Origin of the sequence: Massilia norwichensis (genome assembly GCF_024753245.1) — a bacterium.
Classification (GTDB): domain Bacteria; phylum Pseudomonadota; class Gammaproteobacteria; order Burkholderiales; family Burkholderiaceae_D; genus Telluria; species Telluria norwichensis.
In genome coordinates this window covers 110107-126682 of sequence record NZ_JANUGX010000008.1, presented here as the reverse complement: position 1 = coordinate 126682, position 16576 = coordinate 110107, and the positions used below count along the sequence as shown (strand labels likewise).

At 66.6% G+C, this 16576-nt stretch carries 13 protein-coding genes; 1 reads left to right on the top strand and 12 read right to left on the bottom strand.

Features of this window, described 5'->3' with window-relative positions; translation table 11 throughout:
* Positions 1-4: 4 nt before the first annotated feature.
* The 4 genes from NX782_RS09060 to NX782_RS09045 all read right to left on the bottom strand — a co-directional run bounded on the left by NX782_RS09060 (position 5) and on the right by NX782_RS09045 (position 5718).
* The gene (locus tag NX782_RS09060) at positions 5-1975 is read right to left on the bottom strand and encodes a heparinase II/III family protein (RefSeq protein ID WP_258845119.1); all 1971 of its coding nucleotides are present in this window, start codon (positions 1973-1975) and stop codon (positions 5-7) included.
* A complete protein-coding gene (locus tag NX782_RS09055) occupies positions 1972-3051 on the bottom strand; it encodes a glycosyltransferase family 4 protein (RefSeq protein ID WP_258845118.1) in 1080 nt (359 codons plus the stop codon). Before NX782_RS09055 ends, NX782_RS09060 begins: the two co-directional genes overlap by 4 nt.
* Before the next feature lie 81 nt (positions 3052-3132).
* Positions 3133-4458, bottom strand: coding sequence for a phenylacetate--CoA ligase family protein (locus NX782_RS09050; protein WP_258845117.1), 1326 nt, complete (start codon positions 4456-4458; stop codon positions 3133-3135).
* A gap of 6 nt (positions 4459-4464) precedes the next feature.
* A complete protein-coding gene (locus tag NX782_RS09045) occupies positions 4465-5718 on the bottom strand; it encodes a glycosyltransferase (protein ID WP_258845116.1) in 1254 nt (417 codons plus the stop codon).
* Between the two features lie 93 nt (positions 5719-5811).
* On the opposite strand from NX782_RS09045, the gene NX782_RS09040 reads away from it, so the two are divergent.
* On the top strand, positions 5812-6393 hold the full coding sequence (locus tag NX782_RS09040) for a hypothetical protein (protein WP_258845115.1): 582 nt from the start codon (positions 5812-5814) through the stop codon (positions 6391-6393).
* An 18-nt stretch (positions 6394-6411) separates the two neighbouring features.
* On the opposite strand, the gene NX782_RS09035 is transcribed toward NX782_RS09040, so the two are convergent.
* The 8 genes from NX782_RS09035 to xrtB all read right to left on the bottom strand — a co-directional run bounded on the left by NX782_RS09035 (position 6412) and on the right by xrtB (position 16576).
* Complete coding sequence (locus NX782_RS09035; RefSeq protein WP_258845114.1) at positions 6412-7284, bottom strand: beta-1,6-N-acetylglucosaminyltransferase; 873 nt, start codon at positions 7282-7284, stop codon at positions 6412-6414.
* A 136-nt stretch (positions 7285-7420) separates the two neighbouring features.
* Complete coding sequence (locus NX782_RS09030) at positions 7421-9652, bottom strand: heparinase II/III domain-containing protein (RefSeq protein ID WP_258845113.1); 2232 nt, start codon at positions 9650-9652, stop codon at positions 7421-7423.
* Between the two features lie 335 nt (positions 9653-9987).
* Complete coding sequence (locus NX782_RS09025) at positions 9988-10746, bottom strand: glycosyltransferase family 2 protein (RefSeq protein ID WP_258845112.1); 759 nt, start codon at positions 10744-10746, stop codon at positions 9988-9990.
* Between the two features lie 2 nt (positions 10747-10748).
* Complete coding sequence (locus NX782_RS09020; RefSeq protein ID WP_258845111.1) at positions 10749-11963, bottom strand: glycosyltransferase family 4 protein; 1215 nt, start codon at positions 11961-11963, stop codon at positions 10749-10751.
* Positions 11960-13477 carry an oligosaccharide flippase family protein gene (locus NX782_RS09015; RefSeq protein WP_258845110.1) on the bottom strand — a complete coding sequence of 506 codons (1518 nt, stop codon included), beginning with the start codon at positions 13475-13477 and terminating at the stop codon, positions 11960-11962. The genes NX782_RS09020 and NX782_RS09015 overlap by 4 nt, the downstream gene beginning before the upstream one ends.
* Before the next feature lies 1 nt (position 13478).
* Positions 13479-14951, bottom strand: a complete 1473-nt coding sequence (locus NX782_RS09010) for an O-antigen ligase family protein (RefSeq protein ID WP_258845109.1) — start codon at positions 14949-14951, stop codon at positions 13479-13481.
* A 9-nt stretch (positions 14952-14960) separates the two neighbouring features.
* The gene (epsI, locus tag NX782_RS09005) at positions 14961-15653 is read right to left on the bottom strand and encodes an exosortase-associated protein EpsI, B-type (RefSeq protein ID WP_258845108.1); all 693 of its coding nucleotides are present in this window, start codon (positions 15651-15653) and stop codon (positions 14961-14963) included.
* Positions 15650-16576: an exosortase B gene (xrtB, locus tag NX782_RS09000; protein WP_258845107.1), complete on the bottom strand. Its 927-nt coding sequence runs from the start codon at positions 16574-16576 to the stop codon at positions 15650-15652. The genes epsI and xrtB overlap by 4 nt, the downstream gene beginning before the upstream one ends.

The following is a 16576-nucleotide window of genomic DNA, read 5'->3' as shown; positions in this document are numbered from 1 at the left end:
GGTATTAAAAAAACGTTATTGTAAACCTGCACTCGACTGGAACGGCGGACGATACGGTGCTGATCTTGAGCACATCGCAGGGCTGCTTCGATTCATAGCAGCGCGAATACCAGCCGAGCGGCGGATTTTCATTGCCGCGCACCAATTCCAGCTTGAGGTCGGCGCCGTGGGCGTGCATTTGCAGGGCGAAGCGCTTGCCGCGCACGTGCAGGCCGGAACTATCCAGACGGACGCTCAGGCCCGGCGCGAAATGCCAGAACTGCTCGACCTGGTGGTGCTTCTTGGCCGCGAACTCGTCGCGCACCACCAGGCTCGCGCTGGCCGCGTCGAAGCGCACGGTGCGCATGTGGCGTACCGGATCGGCCAGGCGCTCGTAGCCGTCGTGCGAGCCGCGGAAATCGAACTCGTGCGGCGACTGCGGCATCTTCTCGATGCTGGCCCTGGCCTTTTTCAGCCACATGAAGCGCCCGCCCGACACCGACTGGTCGAGGCCGTCGATGCGCACCGTGTTGTGGGCCGAGGTACCGCGGAAATAATCGCGCCACTTGTGCTCTTGCCAGTAGGAATACGTGCCCGGATCGACCAGGCATTCCTCGCCGCCGACCGACAGGGTCAGACCCAGCGCATCGGCGTGGCCGTGGGCGGCGATGCCCAGGTAGCCCAGCGGGCCGCAATCGACCATGCCCTTGATCTCGTTCGCTTCGCCGAAGTGCGAACCGAACAGCAGATAGCCGCCGTCCGGGAAGGCCCAGCCGGTCTCGGATTCGTGCGGATCGGCTTCCGGGCGCTTGCCCGGCAGCGTGTGCAGCAGCCAGCGCACGCCGGTGTGCCCGCTGACCCAAGTGCTGTCGTGCTTGTGCAGCACGGCATCGCCCAGCGCCAGCAACTGGGCCGCGCGGTCGCTGCCCGGCGCATCCAGGCGGAACACGATGCCGTCGTCGGCGTCGCCGACCATCGGCACGTTGCCGCCGACATCGCGCACGGAGCGCAGGAAGCGCAGTGCGCGCTGCAGGCTGGTCCAGTAAGCGCGCGAGAACGGGTGGCCGCAGGCCTGGCCGACCAGGCCGGCGACGAACAGGAATTCGGACGAAAAGATGTGGTAGGCGAAGGCCTGCTCGCGATTCACGCCGTCGCGCGAGAACTGGGCCTGGGCCTCGGTTTCCAGTTCGCGCCGCGCCTGTTCCAGCCAGGCACCGGACTGCTTCCAGCAGGGCCAGATCGAGGCGCCGACATACAGGCCGGCCAGTTCGCCGATCAGGTGGTTGTTGGCCGAGGAGTGGCGCGACAGGTGGCGCGCGATCGCGCTGCAGTGGGCGTGGATCGAATCGAGCCAGTCGGCGCGCAGACGCTCGCCATCCTCGCCGGCGAACAGGCCGCTGCCTTCGCCGCCGATCAATTGCCAGACCAGGCTCCAGTTGATCAGGCGGATGCCCAGTTCCAGCGAGCTGGTCCAGTTGGGGCCGACCAGCGGCGGACACTGGTCGAGCCAGCTGCGCAGCTGGTGATGCAGCGCGTGCAGCCAGGCCACGTCATGGGTGACCGCCCAGGCCTGGGCCAGGCGCACGAGGTGCAGGTGGCGGTTCAGCTCCCAGACATGCTTGATGTCGCCGACCAGCTCGCGGTTGGTGATGGCGATGTCGCCGGCGTAGACGGCCGGGCCGACGACGCCGCTTTCGGGGTCGCGGTTCCACAGCGGCGGCATGCCGACGTCGTAGCGGCGCTCGGCAAACAGGACCACGTGGCCGGCGCAGATACTGTCGGCGTCGGCCAGCAGCAGCTCGCGCTCGGCCGCACTCATCTGCGGCGCACCCTGGATGGCGAAGGTGCGGGCGCGCGGCAGCGGCGGCGCGGCGCGCGGCCGCACCCGTTTCGCCACGCCCTTCACCGCCGCCTGCTGGATCCGGTAGCCGACCTCGGCCACCGACATGCAGCGCAAACGGTTCACCAGCCACGTCACGCCTGTCGCTTCGCTCATCCTCGTGTCCCCGCCAATTCACGGTAGAGCGCGGATAGCTGGCCGCACACTACCTCGGTTGAATAGTGCTGCTCGATTGTGACGCGCGCGTGTCTTGCCAGACGTGCGCGCAGGGCGTCGTCGCCCAATACCCGATCCAGCGCCTGTGCCAGCGCCGCCTCGTCGCGCGGCGGCACCAGCAGGCCGTTGTCGCCGTCGGCGATCGTTTCCGGAATGCCGCCCACGCTGCTGGCGACCACCGCCCGCCCGGCCGCCATCGCTTCCAGCATGGACATCGGCAAGCCCTCGGCATGCGAAGGCAGGCAGAACACGGCGGCGCGCGCCAGCTGCTGGTCGCGCTGCTGCGGGCCTATCCAGCCCGGCAATTCGACGCGGTCCCGGATGCCGAGCTCGTCCGCGCGCAGCAAGAGGGCCGCGGCATCGCCTTCGCCGCCGAACACCAGGCGCAGCGCCGGGTACTTGGCGGCCAGCCGCGCACCGGCGCCGAGCAGTTCGAACACGCCCTTGGCGGCCTCCAGCCGGCCGAGGAAGAGGATGCGGCCCGGTTCCGGCTGCGCGCCCGGCAGGTCCGGCGGCAAGGGCACCGAATTCGGCATCACCGCCACCCTCGCCTTGGGCGCGAAGCCGCGCACGAAGCCGGCCCAGCCGCTCGACAGCGTGATCACGACCGAGCTCGCTTCCAACGTGTGGCGGATCCAGCGGCGCATCAAGGCACCCGCTTCGACCGTCGCGAACTGGCGGAAACCGCCGCCATGCAAATGAAAAATGGTCTTGCAGCCGGCCAGGCGCGCGATCAGCAGCACGATCGACTTGCGCACGAAGCTGGCGCGCGACGCCGCATGCACGTGCACCACCGCCGGATGCTGGCCGAAGCAGGCCCGCACGGTGTGCCAGAAACCCGACAGCGCGCCTTTCGCCTTGGCCGCCTTCGAGCCTTCATGGTGGGTGGCGACGTAGCGCACCCCCTCGCGTTCGAACAGGCCGTGCTGGCGCAACACGGCCACCACGGCCGCCACCCCGCCCCGGCCTTCGAGTGCGGTGCCGACCATGAGGATGCGTGGCGCGGGCGTTTTCACGCGTCCGCCCCGCTGTCCATCCCCTGTTTCGGCTGCTGTTGTAACAAAATACACGCTCTTATAAAACGGGCAATGTTTCGATCATACATCATGAATTTCCCGTCGTGCGCACAGTTCACCTTCTTCCTCTACGACAACGAACTCGAACTTGCCGTTGCGGCCGCGCGGGATCGCGTCGACCTGCTGCACCGTCACCTCGACGCCGGGCACGCGCAGCAGGAATTTGGCGACCATGGCCTCGGCATCGGCCTCGCGCCAGCCTTCGGTGGTCACCACCCGCAGCAGGAAGCGGCCGTTGCCGCGGTAAGACACCTGGCCCTCGACCAGATGCCGGTCGTTGCCCTGGAACACGCGGTCCAGGCGGCCGATCATGCGGCCATCCGGCAGGGTGATGACCTTTTCCTGGCGTCCCAGCACGCTTTGAACGGTCGGGAACACGCGGCCACAGGCGCAGGCTTCGTTGCCGGGCACGATGGTATCGCCGGTGCGGTAGTGCACCAGGGGCATCGCCAGGTTGTTGAGGCTGGTGCCGACCAGTTCGAATACATCCGGCTTGTCGGTCTCGAGGAGTGCCGCGCTGCCGTAGTCGGTCAGCAGGTGGTAGCTGCCATGCTCGCAGCTGCCGATCGCCGCCACCCGTTCGGACTGGCCGTACCAGTCGAACACGCGCACGCCGAAGGCCTGCTCGACCGCCGCCCGCACGTCCGGCTCCATGGTCTCCGACGAGGTCATCACGCCGCGCAGCCTGCGGCCGCCGTAGCGCCGTCCGCGTGCGTTCAGCCAGGCGGCCAGCGCCGCGATCGAGGACGGGTAGGCGTGGATCACGACCGGCTCGAAGGCTTCGAGGGCGTCGACATAGGCGCCGATCGTGTCATTCGATAAGTGGTAGGAGGACATCATCAGCATGTTGCCGACCCAGTCGCGGCACCAGTAGCGCCCATCCTGGGGATGGTCGGCGCAGACGATGTCGCCGCGGATCCAGGCGCGCCGCTGCATGGGGCGCCAGCCGATCCAGCGCAGCTGGCGGTAGACGAAGCCTTCTTCGCGCACCATGTTGCCGAGCGACTGCACGATGGTCAGCGGCGTGCCGGAGGTGCCGCTGGTCTTGATGGTCGTGCGGATCAGGGAGCCGGGGCGGCGCGGGCGCAGCAGGCGCTCGGGGTGCTGGCGCACCTCCTGCTTGGTCAGCAGCGGTGTGCCGGGCGCCAGGCGCGCCAGGGTGAAGGGATCGCCGTCCAGCGGCACGCCGGCCTTCGCCGCACGCTGCGCCACGTAACGCGCCAGGTGTTCGCGCGAGCCTTCGTTCCTGGCCAGCGCCGGGTAGACAAAGATGCGCCCCCAGATGTTGCGGACCAGCTCACGCCCGAGCGAACGCAGGGAAAACTTGAGCGACCGGGTCCACGTCATGCAGGCTTACTCCATCAGGACTTTCTTGTAAGTTCTTGCAACATTTCGGCCGAGAATATCATAGGTGCGATGGCTCTTAACGTACGCTGGACCACGCATCCCGAACTGTCGAGCGCGTTCCGGATCGTTCAATAATTCCAGGGTCGCGGCGGCGAAAGCCTGGGCTTCCATCGGTACGCACAGCCCTGCGCCGCTCTGCTCGATCACCAGTTGCTGGTCGGGGATGTCGTTGGCCACGGCCGGGATGCCCAGCGCCAGGTACTCGACCACCTTGGTCGGCGACATGGTGTCGCCCAGCACGCCGCGCGGCACCGCGGCCAGCCCGACCTCGGACCGCACCGCGTAGCCAAGCGCGGTCTTGCGCGGCAGCCAGCCGGTCAGCAGCACGTGCTGTTCCAGCTTGCGCGCGGCGATCTCGCGCCGCATCCAGTTCATCTCGTCGTTCGAGGGCGCATCGCCGGCGATCACCAGCAGGACGTCGGGACAGGCCTTGCGCAGTTCCTCGGTAACGTCGAGCAGGAAGTCGGATTTGCGCGACTGCGCGATGCGGCCCAGGTAGAGCACCACGCGGCGGCTGTCCAGCCGCGCATCTTGCACCGGCTCGACCGTGGCGCGGTCGAACAACGCGGCATCGACGCCCATCGGCACCGCCGTCATGCGTTCGCGCGAGAAACCCTTGCTTGCGAGCCAGTCGGCCATGGCGTCGCTCTGCACGAAGATGTGGCGCGCGCCCGGCAGCACCAGGCGATAGATCGTCACGCGCGAAGCCCAGGCGCGCAGCGCATGCGCGGCCCATTTGAGGCGGCCTTTGATGCCGCGCTGGTGGTGCGCGATGTCGTCGCGGCGCACGGCATAGCCTTCGACGATGGGAAAGGACATCCAGTAGACGAAGGGCACGCGCAGCAGCGCGGCGGCAATGCGGCCCAGCAAGCCGCTGGCGATCTTGTCGCGCACCTGCACGCAATCCGGGCGTTTGCCCTTGCCGAGTGCCCGCCAGAGCCCGACCAGGTCCCACAGCGGCGAACAGAAGGCGGCGAGCGGCGAGCGCAGGCTGCCGACCACGTGCATGCCGCCAGCGGGCCAAGCGCTCGCATCGCCCTCGCTGCCGCCCTGCCCCACCAGTTCGGTATGCACGCCATAGCGCGGCATCTCGGTGCCGAACAGGGTGTCGACGTCGGCCCGGATCGGCGGCAGCGGATCGCGGACGATGAAGGCAATCGATAGCGGGGACGGTGATGAGGTAATCGGTTGGCTGGGCATGCGCCGATTCTAACGTAGGGTGGGCACCCCGTGCCCACGCGGAACGCAACCGTACACTGGTATGCTGTCGCTATCTCCGGCCGTTCCACGATCATGAAAATCCCGCCGCAACAAGCGCTGCTCCAGCTGATGCTGCAGCTACAGAACAATGGCCTGGCCCTGTCCCAGGCCTATGCCGCACGCCAGAGCGCGCTCGAACTGGAAAAGGTGCTCACGGTGGAGCGCCTGTCGTCGATGGCCGGCGTGCAGACCTCGCTGGCCGCGATCGACGCGCTGGAAGCGCTGGTGGCGGAGCACCGGACGCTGGTCCAGCAGTGGCTGGTCGAGGCCACGCGCCAGCTGGTGCCGGTGCTCGAAGAACATCCCGCAGACCAGCGCCAGGCCATCTCGGACGGCCTCATGACGGCCCTGCAGGCCCAGATGGAACACCAGCACCTCAGCATGCAGGCGCGCGCCGAATGGATCGATGCCGCGCGCACGATCTTCGGGCTGGCCAGGCGCGCACGCGAGCTCGACCCGCAAGTGAAGCACGGCGTGTTTGCGGATGAGGCCGATGCCGACGAGGCCGAACGCCAGGGCGAGCGCATGGATGCGGCGGCTGCCACCGAACAGCGTCTGCAGGAAGCGCTGGCGGCGCGGATGCGTGCGCGGCTCGAGCAGATGCAGCCGCGCTAAGGACGTACTAAGGCCGTGCTAAGCAGCGGCGCTGCGGTGCTCGCGCAGGGCCATCAGGCGCGGCAGCAGTGCGGCGCTGGCCCGGCTGTCGATCTTGCGGCAGAAATGGGCTTTCGATGCGGCGATGCGCTCGAAGTCGTGTTCGTCGAGAATCTTGGGATTGCGCGCGCCCTGCTCCGGCCACTGGATGTAGCGGAAGTTCTGCGGCAGCACACGCTCGCCGAAGCGCGAATTCATCACCAGGGTCTGGAAAAACATCTCGTCGGCGCAGGCCACGCTGCGGAAGAAGCGCGCAATGGCGGGCTCGCGCCGCACCCGCTCCAGCAGCTCGCGCACGCAGTCGCGCGACAGCGCCCACCAGGACGAGCCGCCGTAGGGACGCATGGCGCCGGGCAGCCTGCGCGTGAAGCCGCAGGCGCGCATCGCGCGGTTCGCCAGCGAGCAGGCCAGGCGCAGCGGCTTGCCGGCATCGTCGCGGTAGAAATACTGGTAGCGATAGTCGGCCGCCCATTGGCCGGGCTCGCGGCCGATCGGCACGGTGTCGAGCAGCTCTTGTCCGCGCAGCCCTGCCAACGCCGCCTTCAGCGCCGGGTTCGAGAGCAGCGGGAAATCCTGGGCGCTGAGGAACAGCACCTTGTCGAAGTCCGGCACTTCGGTCACGATCTGGGCCAGCGAGTTCAGGGTCGCACGCACCTGGCTGAAGCAGCCCCAGTGCACCGCCACGCGTTCCTTGACCAGGCGCGCTGCCGGGTGCACCGCGCGCGGATCAATGGCGCCCTTGGCGTCGAGGTGGACGTAGATCAGGAAATCCTCGTCGCGCAGCTGCTCGACCAGCGCGTTGAGCTGGGCGGGATCCTTGTGCGCGGCGATGAGGAATACCTGCTTGGTCATGGGAACGATGGATTGCACGGGCAAAAAAAAGTCCTTCGCGGCGCCTGCCTGCGAAGGACTCTGGCCCGCGCGCCGAGTGTAGCACGGCGCCTGGACTGTCTTGGTTACGCCTGACTTAGGCCTAACTTAGGGCGACTTAGTTGATCGTCACGGTCTGGCTGCCGATGGTAACCGCACGGCCGGTGCCGCTGGCCGCCACCTTGACGCTCGGGCGCTTGCAGCCGACATCCATCAGTACCAGGAACTCGCCGACCGACTTGCCATCGTTCTTCAGGTAGAAGGCGCCGTGGCTTTCGGTCACGCCAGCCTTCGGCGCCGGACCGGTCCAGGTGGCAAAAGGCGCGTTGCCGTTCAGGTCGCGCAGGCAGACCGACTGGCCGCCCGTCGCAATCTTCACGCTCGACGGGCTCTCCACCGTGATCGCCACCGGGGCGTGGATGTTGAACTCGTAGGTGTGCGGGACCACGGCCGACAGCTTGTCGCGCACCAGCATCGCGTCCTGGGCCTTGAAGTACCAGATCTGGCGCTTGGCCATCGTCAGCTGACCGCCATAGGCCGGGGTTGCATCGCCTTCGGCGTAGTCGTAGTTGGGGTTGACCGCCCAGCCGGTGATCTTGCCGTTGCGCTGCAGCTGCTCGCGGTAGCCGTCGACCAGCTGGCCCTTGCCGCCGTCGAAGGTGATCGCGTTCTGCGACCTGGTCTGGTGGTACCAGTCGGTCCACTGCGGCGAACCGTACCAGTCGTACCAGCCAGCCTTCACCAGCAGCGGCTGGCCGGCCACCGACAGCAGCAGACCGTTCTGGTCGCCGTGGCTGTGGTTGAAGGAGCCGTAGGGGCTCGACTTGAAGTAGAACGAGCTGCGATTGGCGTTGCCGATGTCGCTGTGGATCGCAACCCAGCCCGTGCTCGGGTAATAGGCCTCGTTCGACGGCGGTGCGTACACCTGGTTGCCGACGATCGGCATCGGGTACGGTGCCTCGAGCACGGCCATGCCGTCTTCGATGCCCGACAGCTTCGACTGGTACCAGTTGGCGCGCGGGTTCACCATGCGCAGCGCGAAGGCGCGGAACACGCGCGGGTCCGGCTTGGTCTCGGAACCGTCGCCGAAGGCATGCACCTTGGCGCCCGGCGGCGTCAGCATCATGGCGAAGTCGAGGAAGCCCAGGCTCCAGGGCTTGGCGTACATGTTCACGCCGCTGGCCTGGTTGATCGAATCCCACAGCGCGACCATGTAGCCGGCCGCGTATTCGGCATAGGCGGTGCCGTTGGCGTAGCCGCCTTCCGGACCGGCCCACGGCGACGGGGTGTTGACGTAGGCGCGGAAGCAGAAATCGAACCACTTCTGCGCATCCGGGATGTCGCCCAGCGACAGGCTCGAGATCAGCGACATGAAGATCATCAGCGTGTTGCCGTGCGAATCGAACGGGTACTGGTCGAGGCGGCCGTTGTCGCCGGACAGGTAGCCGAACATCTCGTTGGTACGAATGCGCACGGCGTCCAGCCACCTGTTGCGGCGGGTGCCGTCGAGGTCGCCCGGCAGCATGTCGATGGTCTTGATCAGCGACAGCGCGATCTGGCGGGTGGCCTGGTCCTGGTTGGCGTAGCTGGTCGGACCAGTCGGGGTCAGCGAGGCGAGCTGGTCGCCGCGCTTGATCGCCTCGTTCAGGTAGACCTGTTCCTTGCGCACGCGCCACAGCAGGGCCGCGGCTTCCATCTGGCGGGTCGCTTCGTTGATCTTGTTGCGCACGTCGGTCTGCTGCGAAGCCATCTGCGCCGTCAGCGGCGAGGCGATGGTGATCGGCCAGCGCGCATCGCTCAGGTCGGGCAGCGCAGTCATCTGCACCTTGACTTCATTGGTCAGGCGGCTCAGGTAAGGCTCGAGCTCGGTCTTCTTGGCGGTGTTCCAGGTCGAGAACGGGGTCGTGCTGGCCGGCAGCGAACGCGGCCTGGCCTTGGCCAGGATACGCGCACGCAGGGTGGCGTTGTCCGGCACTTCGAACACGGTCGACTTGTTGGTGATCGAGAAGGAGCGCGGCGCGGACCAGTCGCTCGAATTGGCCGGGCGCACGCGCCAGGTGTAGTTGCCGAGAGGCAGAGCCTTGGTCGGCAGGTACCAGTTACGGTCGACGACTGCCTTGGTCGGCGAACCGCCGACCGGCGTGATCTCGATTTCATAGCTGGCCGGACCGCTCGGGTAGCGCGCCCATGCAAATCCCGGCGGGTTCTGCGCCTGCACCTGGCCATTTGCCGGTGCCGGCTGGACGACGAGGGGATCGGTGGATTGCGCCCAGTCTGCACGCGCACTGAAAGAACAGAACAGCGACGTCAGTGCGATCGCCAGGGCGATGCCTTTCCGATGAAATTTCATGAGGGAGCTCCGAGAACAATAACTAAGACTTACAAGGGATTGCCTGTCGGCGTGGCGCCAGGCGTATTCGGCAACAGCGGCAGTTATACGTAAAAAGCGCTGTTCGGTTCCAAATAATAGTACCGCACATCAATTGATTTGCGGAAAATTTCCCTTAGAAATCAAAGATTTTTTCTCGTCGATCGCGGAAATCCAACGTCTGTAATGACGGTCTTGACGAGGTAATATTTCTAGAAATGCACTCCCTGTTTTTTGACTGAAAAGATAATTTGGAAACTATGAGAGCAATCCGGCAAACTTGGCATAAATACCACAAGTTACCGGATGCTTCGATCTCACTGGGTGGTCTCGGCCTGCAGGTTGCGCATGCGCTTCATGTAGCGCAGGCAGTAGATGCCGAAGGCCAGCGGCGCCTCCTTCATGTAACGCCGCCGCACCGCGAACTCCTCGCGGCGCGCCTTGATCCGGTTGGCCGAGGAGATGCTGCCGGCATGGTCGCGGAACACGGCCAGCGGACGGTCGACCGTCGCCGGGCGCGCCACCTTGCCCAGGCGCAGCCACAAATCGATATCCATCGCGTAGACCAGTTTTTCGTCGAACATGCCGACCCGGCTCAGTGCACTGCGGCGGATGAAGACGGCCGGGTGCGGCACCCAGGCGCGACCGGCGGCGAAGGAACTGAAGCTGAACGGCACCATCTCGTAGGGCGGCACCAGGCGCCCGTCCTTGAGCACCTGCACATTCCCGAACACCCAGTCCACGCCCTCGCTGGCGAAGCGCTCGGCCACCACTTCCAGCACGTCGTCGCTGGCGTAGTAATCGTCCGAGTGCAGGTGGGCGATGTAATCGCCGGTCGCCGCTTCGATGCCCTGGTTCATCGCGCGGCTGACGCCGCCGCCGACATCGCGCAGCACCCGCTTGCGGCCGGGATAGGCGGCGATCAGGTCCAGCGTGCCATCGGTGGAGCCGCCGTCGACGAAGATGTGCTCGAAGTCCTGGCAAGTCTGGCGCTGGACCGAGGCCAGGGTGTCGGGCAAGGTCGCGGCGCTGTTCCAGGTGCAGGTGACAATGGAGAATTTTGGCTTGTTTGTCATGGTCATTTGGCGTAGAGGGCTAGGAGTCGGGGGATGGCATGCGACACGTCCATCGCGAAGGATTCCGGGAGCGGCACCGTCACTGGCGCACGTCCCAGCATGTCGACCAGCCGCTCCACCAGCCGCGGCATGGTCTCGGCCAGCTGCAGCTGGCCGTCGTAATATTGGTAGTCAGCCAGCTCCGGCGTGCCGCCGCGCGCCAGCGCCACGCATTGCTTGCCCAGGGCCAGCGCTTCCAACACGGTGGTGGAGCAGGCTTCCTCGCACACCGAGGGCACCACCAGCACGTGGCTGCGCGCCGACATGCGGATCACCTCGTCGTAGGGCTGCCAGCCGAGGAAGCGCACCTGCGGGCCGGCGTAGCGGCTTTCCAGCTGCGCGCGCTGCGGGCCATCGCCGATGATGGTGACCCGCGCATGCGGCGGCAGCCAGCCGGCCACTTGCGCCAGGAATTCGGCGAAGCCCTTGCCGGTATCGATGCGGCCGACCAGCAGCACCTCCCCTGCCCGCGTCTCGCCCTGCGCGGCCAGCGCGTGCTGGCGCAGCAGCGAATAGCGGATGAAGTTGTGGATCACGCAGGCACGCGACAGGTCGGCGTCCGGCACCGAGCGCAGGAAGGCGCGGCGCAGGAAGTCGGACACAAACACGGTCTTGTGGCGGGCGAAGGAATCGGCCGTCTCCGAGCGGTAGCGGTGCACGGCGATGCCGGACACGGTGCGGCGCAGCGAATTCGGGGCCGGGTGGATGCAGGCGGCGCAGTCGCGCCGGTCGCGGGTCTCGCACACGTGGCCTTCGCGAAAGCGCAGGTGGGTCACGCACTCGCTGCCCTGGTCATGCCGGGTCTGGACGAAGTTCATCGCCGGCGGGATGTAGCGCCCGACCATGGGCAGGTGGCCGTGGTAGTGCACCACCTCGTATTTGCCGGCCTCGCGCAGCACCGCGCGCGCCACCCGCCGCGCGAACCAGGGGCGCTTGACCGGGTTGAAGAAACCGAGCTGGGATTCCTTCCAGCCGGGCCGCGCAAATGCGAAGCCCGGCAGCAGCCGGCCATTGAAGCCGATCTCTTTCGCGCTGCCGGCATGGAAGCGGTCGCTGCGCCCCATGATATCGACTTCATGTCCCTGTTCCAGCAGCGCATTGGACAGGGTGACCACGTGCTTGCCCAGGCCGCCGATCTGGGTGCCCGGCAAGTCTTCCGAAACCATCAGAATCTTCAAACTGCTTTCCTCATCGACAAAATGCCTTTCACGCGGGACCAGGCGAGAATCTTGTCCTCCCTTTCGATCACGAACAGCACGCCCCAGGCGAACAGCAGCATCGCGGTCGCCAGCACCAGCAGCGCCAGGCCGAAGGGACCGTTACCGAACAGTTGCTTGCCGGCGTCGGCGACGATGGCGACGGCGCCGACCCCGAACACGCTGGGCAGGTAGGCATGGCGTATCAGGTCGGCCAGCCGGGCCGGCACCGTGCGGCCATGCACGGCCACCAGGAAGGCGCAGGTCAGCAGGCTTGACGCCAGCACGTGGCCCCAGGCGGCGCCGGCGATGCCCCAGCCGGCCACCCCGGCATACACGGCCACCAGGCCGACGCCGGCGCGCGCCAGCGCGAACATGCCGGAATAGCGCGGGTGGCCCATGCCGTCATTGACCAGCGACGGCAGGCTGGTCAGCGAATCGACGAACTGCGACAGTGCCATCACCGCCAGCACCACCTGACCGACGCGCGCGAACTGCGGATCGATCCAGTAGTACAGGATCTGGTAGGAGAACACGGCCACCAGCACCAGCACCGAGGCGTTGAGGAAGACCACGTAGCGGCTGGCCTTCAGGTAGAGAGTGCGCAGACGCTCCAGCTCGCCGCGCGCGGCCAGGGCGCTGGCGGCCGGGAACAAAACGCCCGACAGGCGGAACGTCAGACTGAGGACGCGGTTGGCCAGGGTCGAGGCGACCGTGAAATAGGCCAGGCCGGTCACGCCGACCAGAGCGCCGATGATCAGCTTGTCGGCATACGCATACGACAGGCCGGCAAAGCGGGACAGGAAGGAATAGGCCGAAAAGCCGAGCAGCTCGCGCCGTATCGCCGCCCCCGGCTTGCGCCAGGCCAGCTGGGGCAGCAGGCGCCGGATGCAGCGCCACAGGATCGCGCAGTTCAGCGCACTGGCCACCACACGCACCAGGATCACTTCGAACAGACCATAGCCCAGCATCAGCACCGCCACCGTCAACAGCGGCACGCCGGTGCCGAACACCATCTCGATGCGGCTGGCAATGTCGTAGCGCATCAGCGATTGCGGAATACTGTTCAGGTAACTCTGCAGCTGGCCGAGGAAGAAGCCGAGCGCCGCCAGCTTCAGGGTGGCGACCGCCTCCCCCACCAGTTGCGGCGGCACCGAGAACACGCGGGTGACGAAGAAGTGGGCGCCGACGAACAGGCCGATGCCCCCAAGCAGGCCCAGCATCGAATAGACGCTCAGGCCGAAGAACACGGTCTCGTCGATGCGTTCCTGGTCGCGGTTAGCGTTGAACTCGGCGATGTACTTGACCGAGCCGGCGGTGACGTTGATGTCGATGACCGCGAAATAGCCGACGATGGCGGTGACCAGCGAATACACGCCGTAGTTCGCATCGCCCAGTCCCTTGACCACCAGCGGTACGGTTCCCAGCGCCACCAGGGCGGGGATGATGGCGCCGAGCAGGTTGGAGAAGGCGTTGCGAAGCAGGCTCAGATTCATGTCAGACAGCGACGCGCGTCGGCACCAGGTTGACGTGGCCGCGCTTGTTCTCCTTTGCCGTCTGGACGGCGGACTGCTCGCGGCACACTGCCATTGCAACATAGGGCAGCGCCAGGCAGATCGCCAGCATCTGGGTCGTACGCACTTGCGGGAAAGGCGTGCCGACCAGCAGGTCGGGCAGCATGAAGGCCAGCCCGGCGGCACCGGCCGTGGCCAGGCCCAGCAGTTCGGGCGGCGCGGTGCGCAGCGCGCGGCGGGCGAACATCATGAAGGTCCAGATCGTGCCGATCAGCAGGACCAGGCCCGGCAGCCCGGCCTTCAGGCCGATGTGCAGCACGCCGCTATGGATGAACAGGCCGCCTTCCGGATTCGCCTGCCAGGAAATGTGCTGGTAGCCGGTATAACGGCCCCAGGTGCCGATGCCGGTCAGCGGATGCGACAGGAAGTCGGCCAGCGCGAACTTCAGCTCCAGCACGCGTTCGCTCTCGGCGCCGAACTTCTTCGATTGCATGTCGAAGACCAGGCTGGACAGGCCCTGCCCCGCGCCCTTGGTCTGGCCCAGGCGCTTGAAGGCCGCGTACAGCAGGCCGGCACCGACCACCGGGGTGCCCAGCACCATCAGCTGGATGCGGCGCTGCATCGGGAAGCGCATCATGATGATCAGGCCGGCCAGCACGAAGCCGATCCAGGCCGTGCGGCGGTAGGACAGCACCACGCAGGCGGCGGTCGCGCCCAGGGTCGCCCATTCGACCAGGCGCCAGAAGAAGCTGCGGTCGGTCTTGACGACCTGGAACAGGTTGACCGCGGCGATCGCGAACGCGATCGTGCATAGCAGGCTGTCGTTGATGTCGAAGAAGGTCAGCTTGATGTTCAAGCCGTTCATGTTGGCGTAGACGTTGTTCGGGTCGCCCTTCAGGAAGGCCCAGCGCACCAGGCCGAACATGGCGCGGCCCAGCCCGACCAGCATGATGAAGCGCGACAGCTCGATGGCATCTTCGCGGGTACGGAAGGACAGCACCAGCAGCGACACCAGCGGTGCCATCCAGATGATGTTGGAGAAGCCGGACACGCCCAGGATGTCGGCCAGTTTCACGCCCGAGAACAGGCCGACCGCAATGTGGGCGCCCAGCAGCAGGAACCAGGCCAGGAACCAGGGCCGCAGGTTGCATGGCGGCGTCGGCTGGCGCTGGAAGCTGGCCGACACACGGGCGCAGGCCCAGAACCCGAACATCATCCAGAACAGCACCGGAAACAGCAGCACGCCCGAACCGCGCGTATAGATGCCGGGCGAGCCCATGGTCGCCAGCGAGCCGTAGTTGGTCGAGTTCTTGAGGAAGAACACCAGCATGTAGGCATAGGCCAGCCAGCGCGGCCGCACCATGCCGATGCCGGCGGCGACGATCGCCGCCACGCACAGCAGCGCCACGACCACGAAGGGCAGCGAGGTGTAGACGTAAAGGAGGAGGTTCTGCATCGCCGGCCCTTATCCGTTCTTGGGGGCGGCGCCCATCAGCCGGGTCCGCGCCTGCGGATCGAGGGCCGCGAGCATCTGCTCGACGAAGCGGTCCTGGACCTTGTAGGCGCCGGCCTCGTCGGCTTCGATGGTCGACACGCGCACCAGCATGCCGTCCGGGATGTGGCCCGACAGGCCGTAGATGAAGCGTTGCATCTTCTGGTCGAGGCCCGACTTCACGGCCTTGTCGCCGATCGTGATCCAGTAGGTGATCGGCTCGTTGCGGCTGTTCTGGCGCGCCACCAGGCGCTTGACCGGGACCTTGCCGAAACCGGTGTCGAGCTCGTCGCGGCGGTCCTTGAGCATGTCGAAGCCCTGGGCCACATAGCAGACCTCGGGCAGGTGCAGCTGCAGCTGCTTGCTCTGGTCGCCGCCGTAGGCGATCGACAGCATCACGCGCTGGCCCTGGGCGTTCACATAGGTGCGCGACAGGGTCTGGTCGTAGAGCGCGGCGATCAGTTCCTTCTGGGTCGGGTCCGGCGTCAGCGGAACCACGCTGGTGTCGACGGTCCAGCCGGCGAAGCTTTTCGGGACCATCGCGTCGAGGTTGAAGTTGGCGCGGGCGTCGGCCACTTTCTGGGTCGGCGTCAGGGCCCCGGTCAGGGCCGAGGTGCCGGCCATCGCCACGCCGAGCACGACGCTTGCGAGGAGCTTGCGGTTCATGCGGCCTCCTTCGTACGCAGCGGCGCGTTCTTCGCCTCGCGGCGACGGATGGTCCACTGCAGAGCCGAGTCGATCGACAGGATCAGCACCAGCGCCGTCACGAACAGCACCATACCGGCAAAGCCGTGCAGGAAGCCCTGCCCCGCCGCGTCGCCGTAGTAATAGGTGATCAGGGTCAGCACGATCACGCGGATCACGTTGGCCGAGAACGAGATCGGGATGATGAAGATCGCCAGGCCGATGTTGCGGAAGGCGGAAGGGTGGCGCATCAGGTTCAGGTAGAACAGGCCCAGCGCTTCCAGGGTCAGCAGGGTCTGCAGGCCGGCGCAGGCATCGGCCACCAGCAACTGGTACTGGCCGATCTGCAGGATCACGCCGGAGCGGCTGATCGGGTAGCCGAAGGCGAACAGGATGTGCTCGGTGGCCCAGGACACCGCCATCTTCATCGGCATCGTCACCGCGGCCACGAACTCGCTGGGCAGCGGCACCATGAAGATCATGAAGAAGAAGGGGAACCACAGCACGCCCATCGCACGGCCGCCGCGCTTGACCAGCAGCACCGCCATCATCACCAGGATGATCGACAGCACTTCCAGCATCAGGATCTTCTGCGAGCGGCCCAGCATGTGCGCCAGCAGGCCGGCCACCAGGATCGGCCAGCCGCTCCAGTGTGCGCGCGCCGGCGTGGTGGCGGCCAGCATGTCGGGCCATTTACGGTAGATCAGCCACAGCGCCAGGCCGAAGATGATCGGGCCGTGGCCCTGCTCTTCACCGACCCAGGCGCCGGTGAACAGGTCGTAGAAGGTCGGCACGAACAGGATCGCCAGGCCGAGCAGCACCGGCCACCATTCCGGCAGCGCGGCGCGCATCGAGCGCATGGCCAGCGCGGACGACGGCAGGCTGGAGCGGGCGCCGGTATCCAT

Bases quoted from the DNA above. Each gene is read 5' to 3' on its own strand.
- epsI (WP_258845108.1), bottom strand. From the start codon at position 15,653: ATGAACCGCAAGCTCCTCGCAAGCGTCGTGCTCGGCGTGGCGATGGCC.
- NX782_RS09030 (WP_258845113.1), bottom strand. From the start codon at position 9,652: ATGAAATTTCATCGGAAAGGCATCGCCCTGGCGATCGCACTGACGTCG.
- NX782_RS09025 (WP_258845112.1), bottom strand. From the start codon at position 10,746: ATGACAAACAAGCCAAAATTCTCCATTGTCACCTGCACCTGGAACAGC.
- NX782_RS09045 (WP_258845116.1), bottom strand. From the start codon at position 5,718: ATGCCCAGCCAACCGATTACCTCATCACCGTCCCCGCTATCGATTGCC.
- xrtB (WP_258845107.1), bottom strand. From the start codon at position 16,576: ATGGATACCGGCGCCCGCTCCAGCCTGCCGTCGTCCGCGCTGGCCATG.
- NX782_RS09010 (WP_258845109.1), bottom strand. From the start codon at position 14,951: ATGCAGAACCTCCTCCTTTACGTCTACACCTCGCTGCCCTTCGTGGTC.
- NX782_RS09040 (WP_258845115.1), top strand. From the start codon at position 5,812: ATGAAAATCCCGCCGCAACAAGCGCTGCTCCAGCTGATGCTGCAGCTA.
- NX782_RS09015 (WP_258845110.1), bottom strand. From the start codon at position 13,477: ATGAATCTGAGCCTGCTTCGCAACGCCTTCTCCAACCTGCTCGGCGCC.
- NX782_RS09035 (WP_258845114.1), bottom strand. From the start codon at position 7,284: ATGACCAAGCAGGTATTCCTCATCGCCGCGCACAAGGATCCCGCCCAG.
- NX782_RS09050 (WP_258845117.1), bottom strand. From the start codon at position 4,458: ATGACGTGGACCCGGTCGCTCAAGTTTTCCCTGCGTTCGCTCGGGCGT.
- NX782_RS09060 (WP_258845119.1), bottom strand. From the start codon at position 1,975: ATGAGCGAAGCGACAGGCGTGACGTGGCTGGTGAACCGTTTGCGCTGC.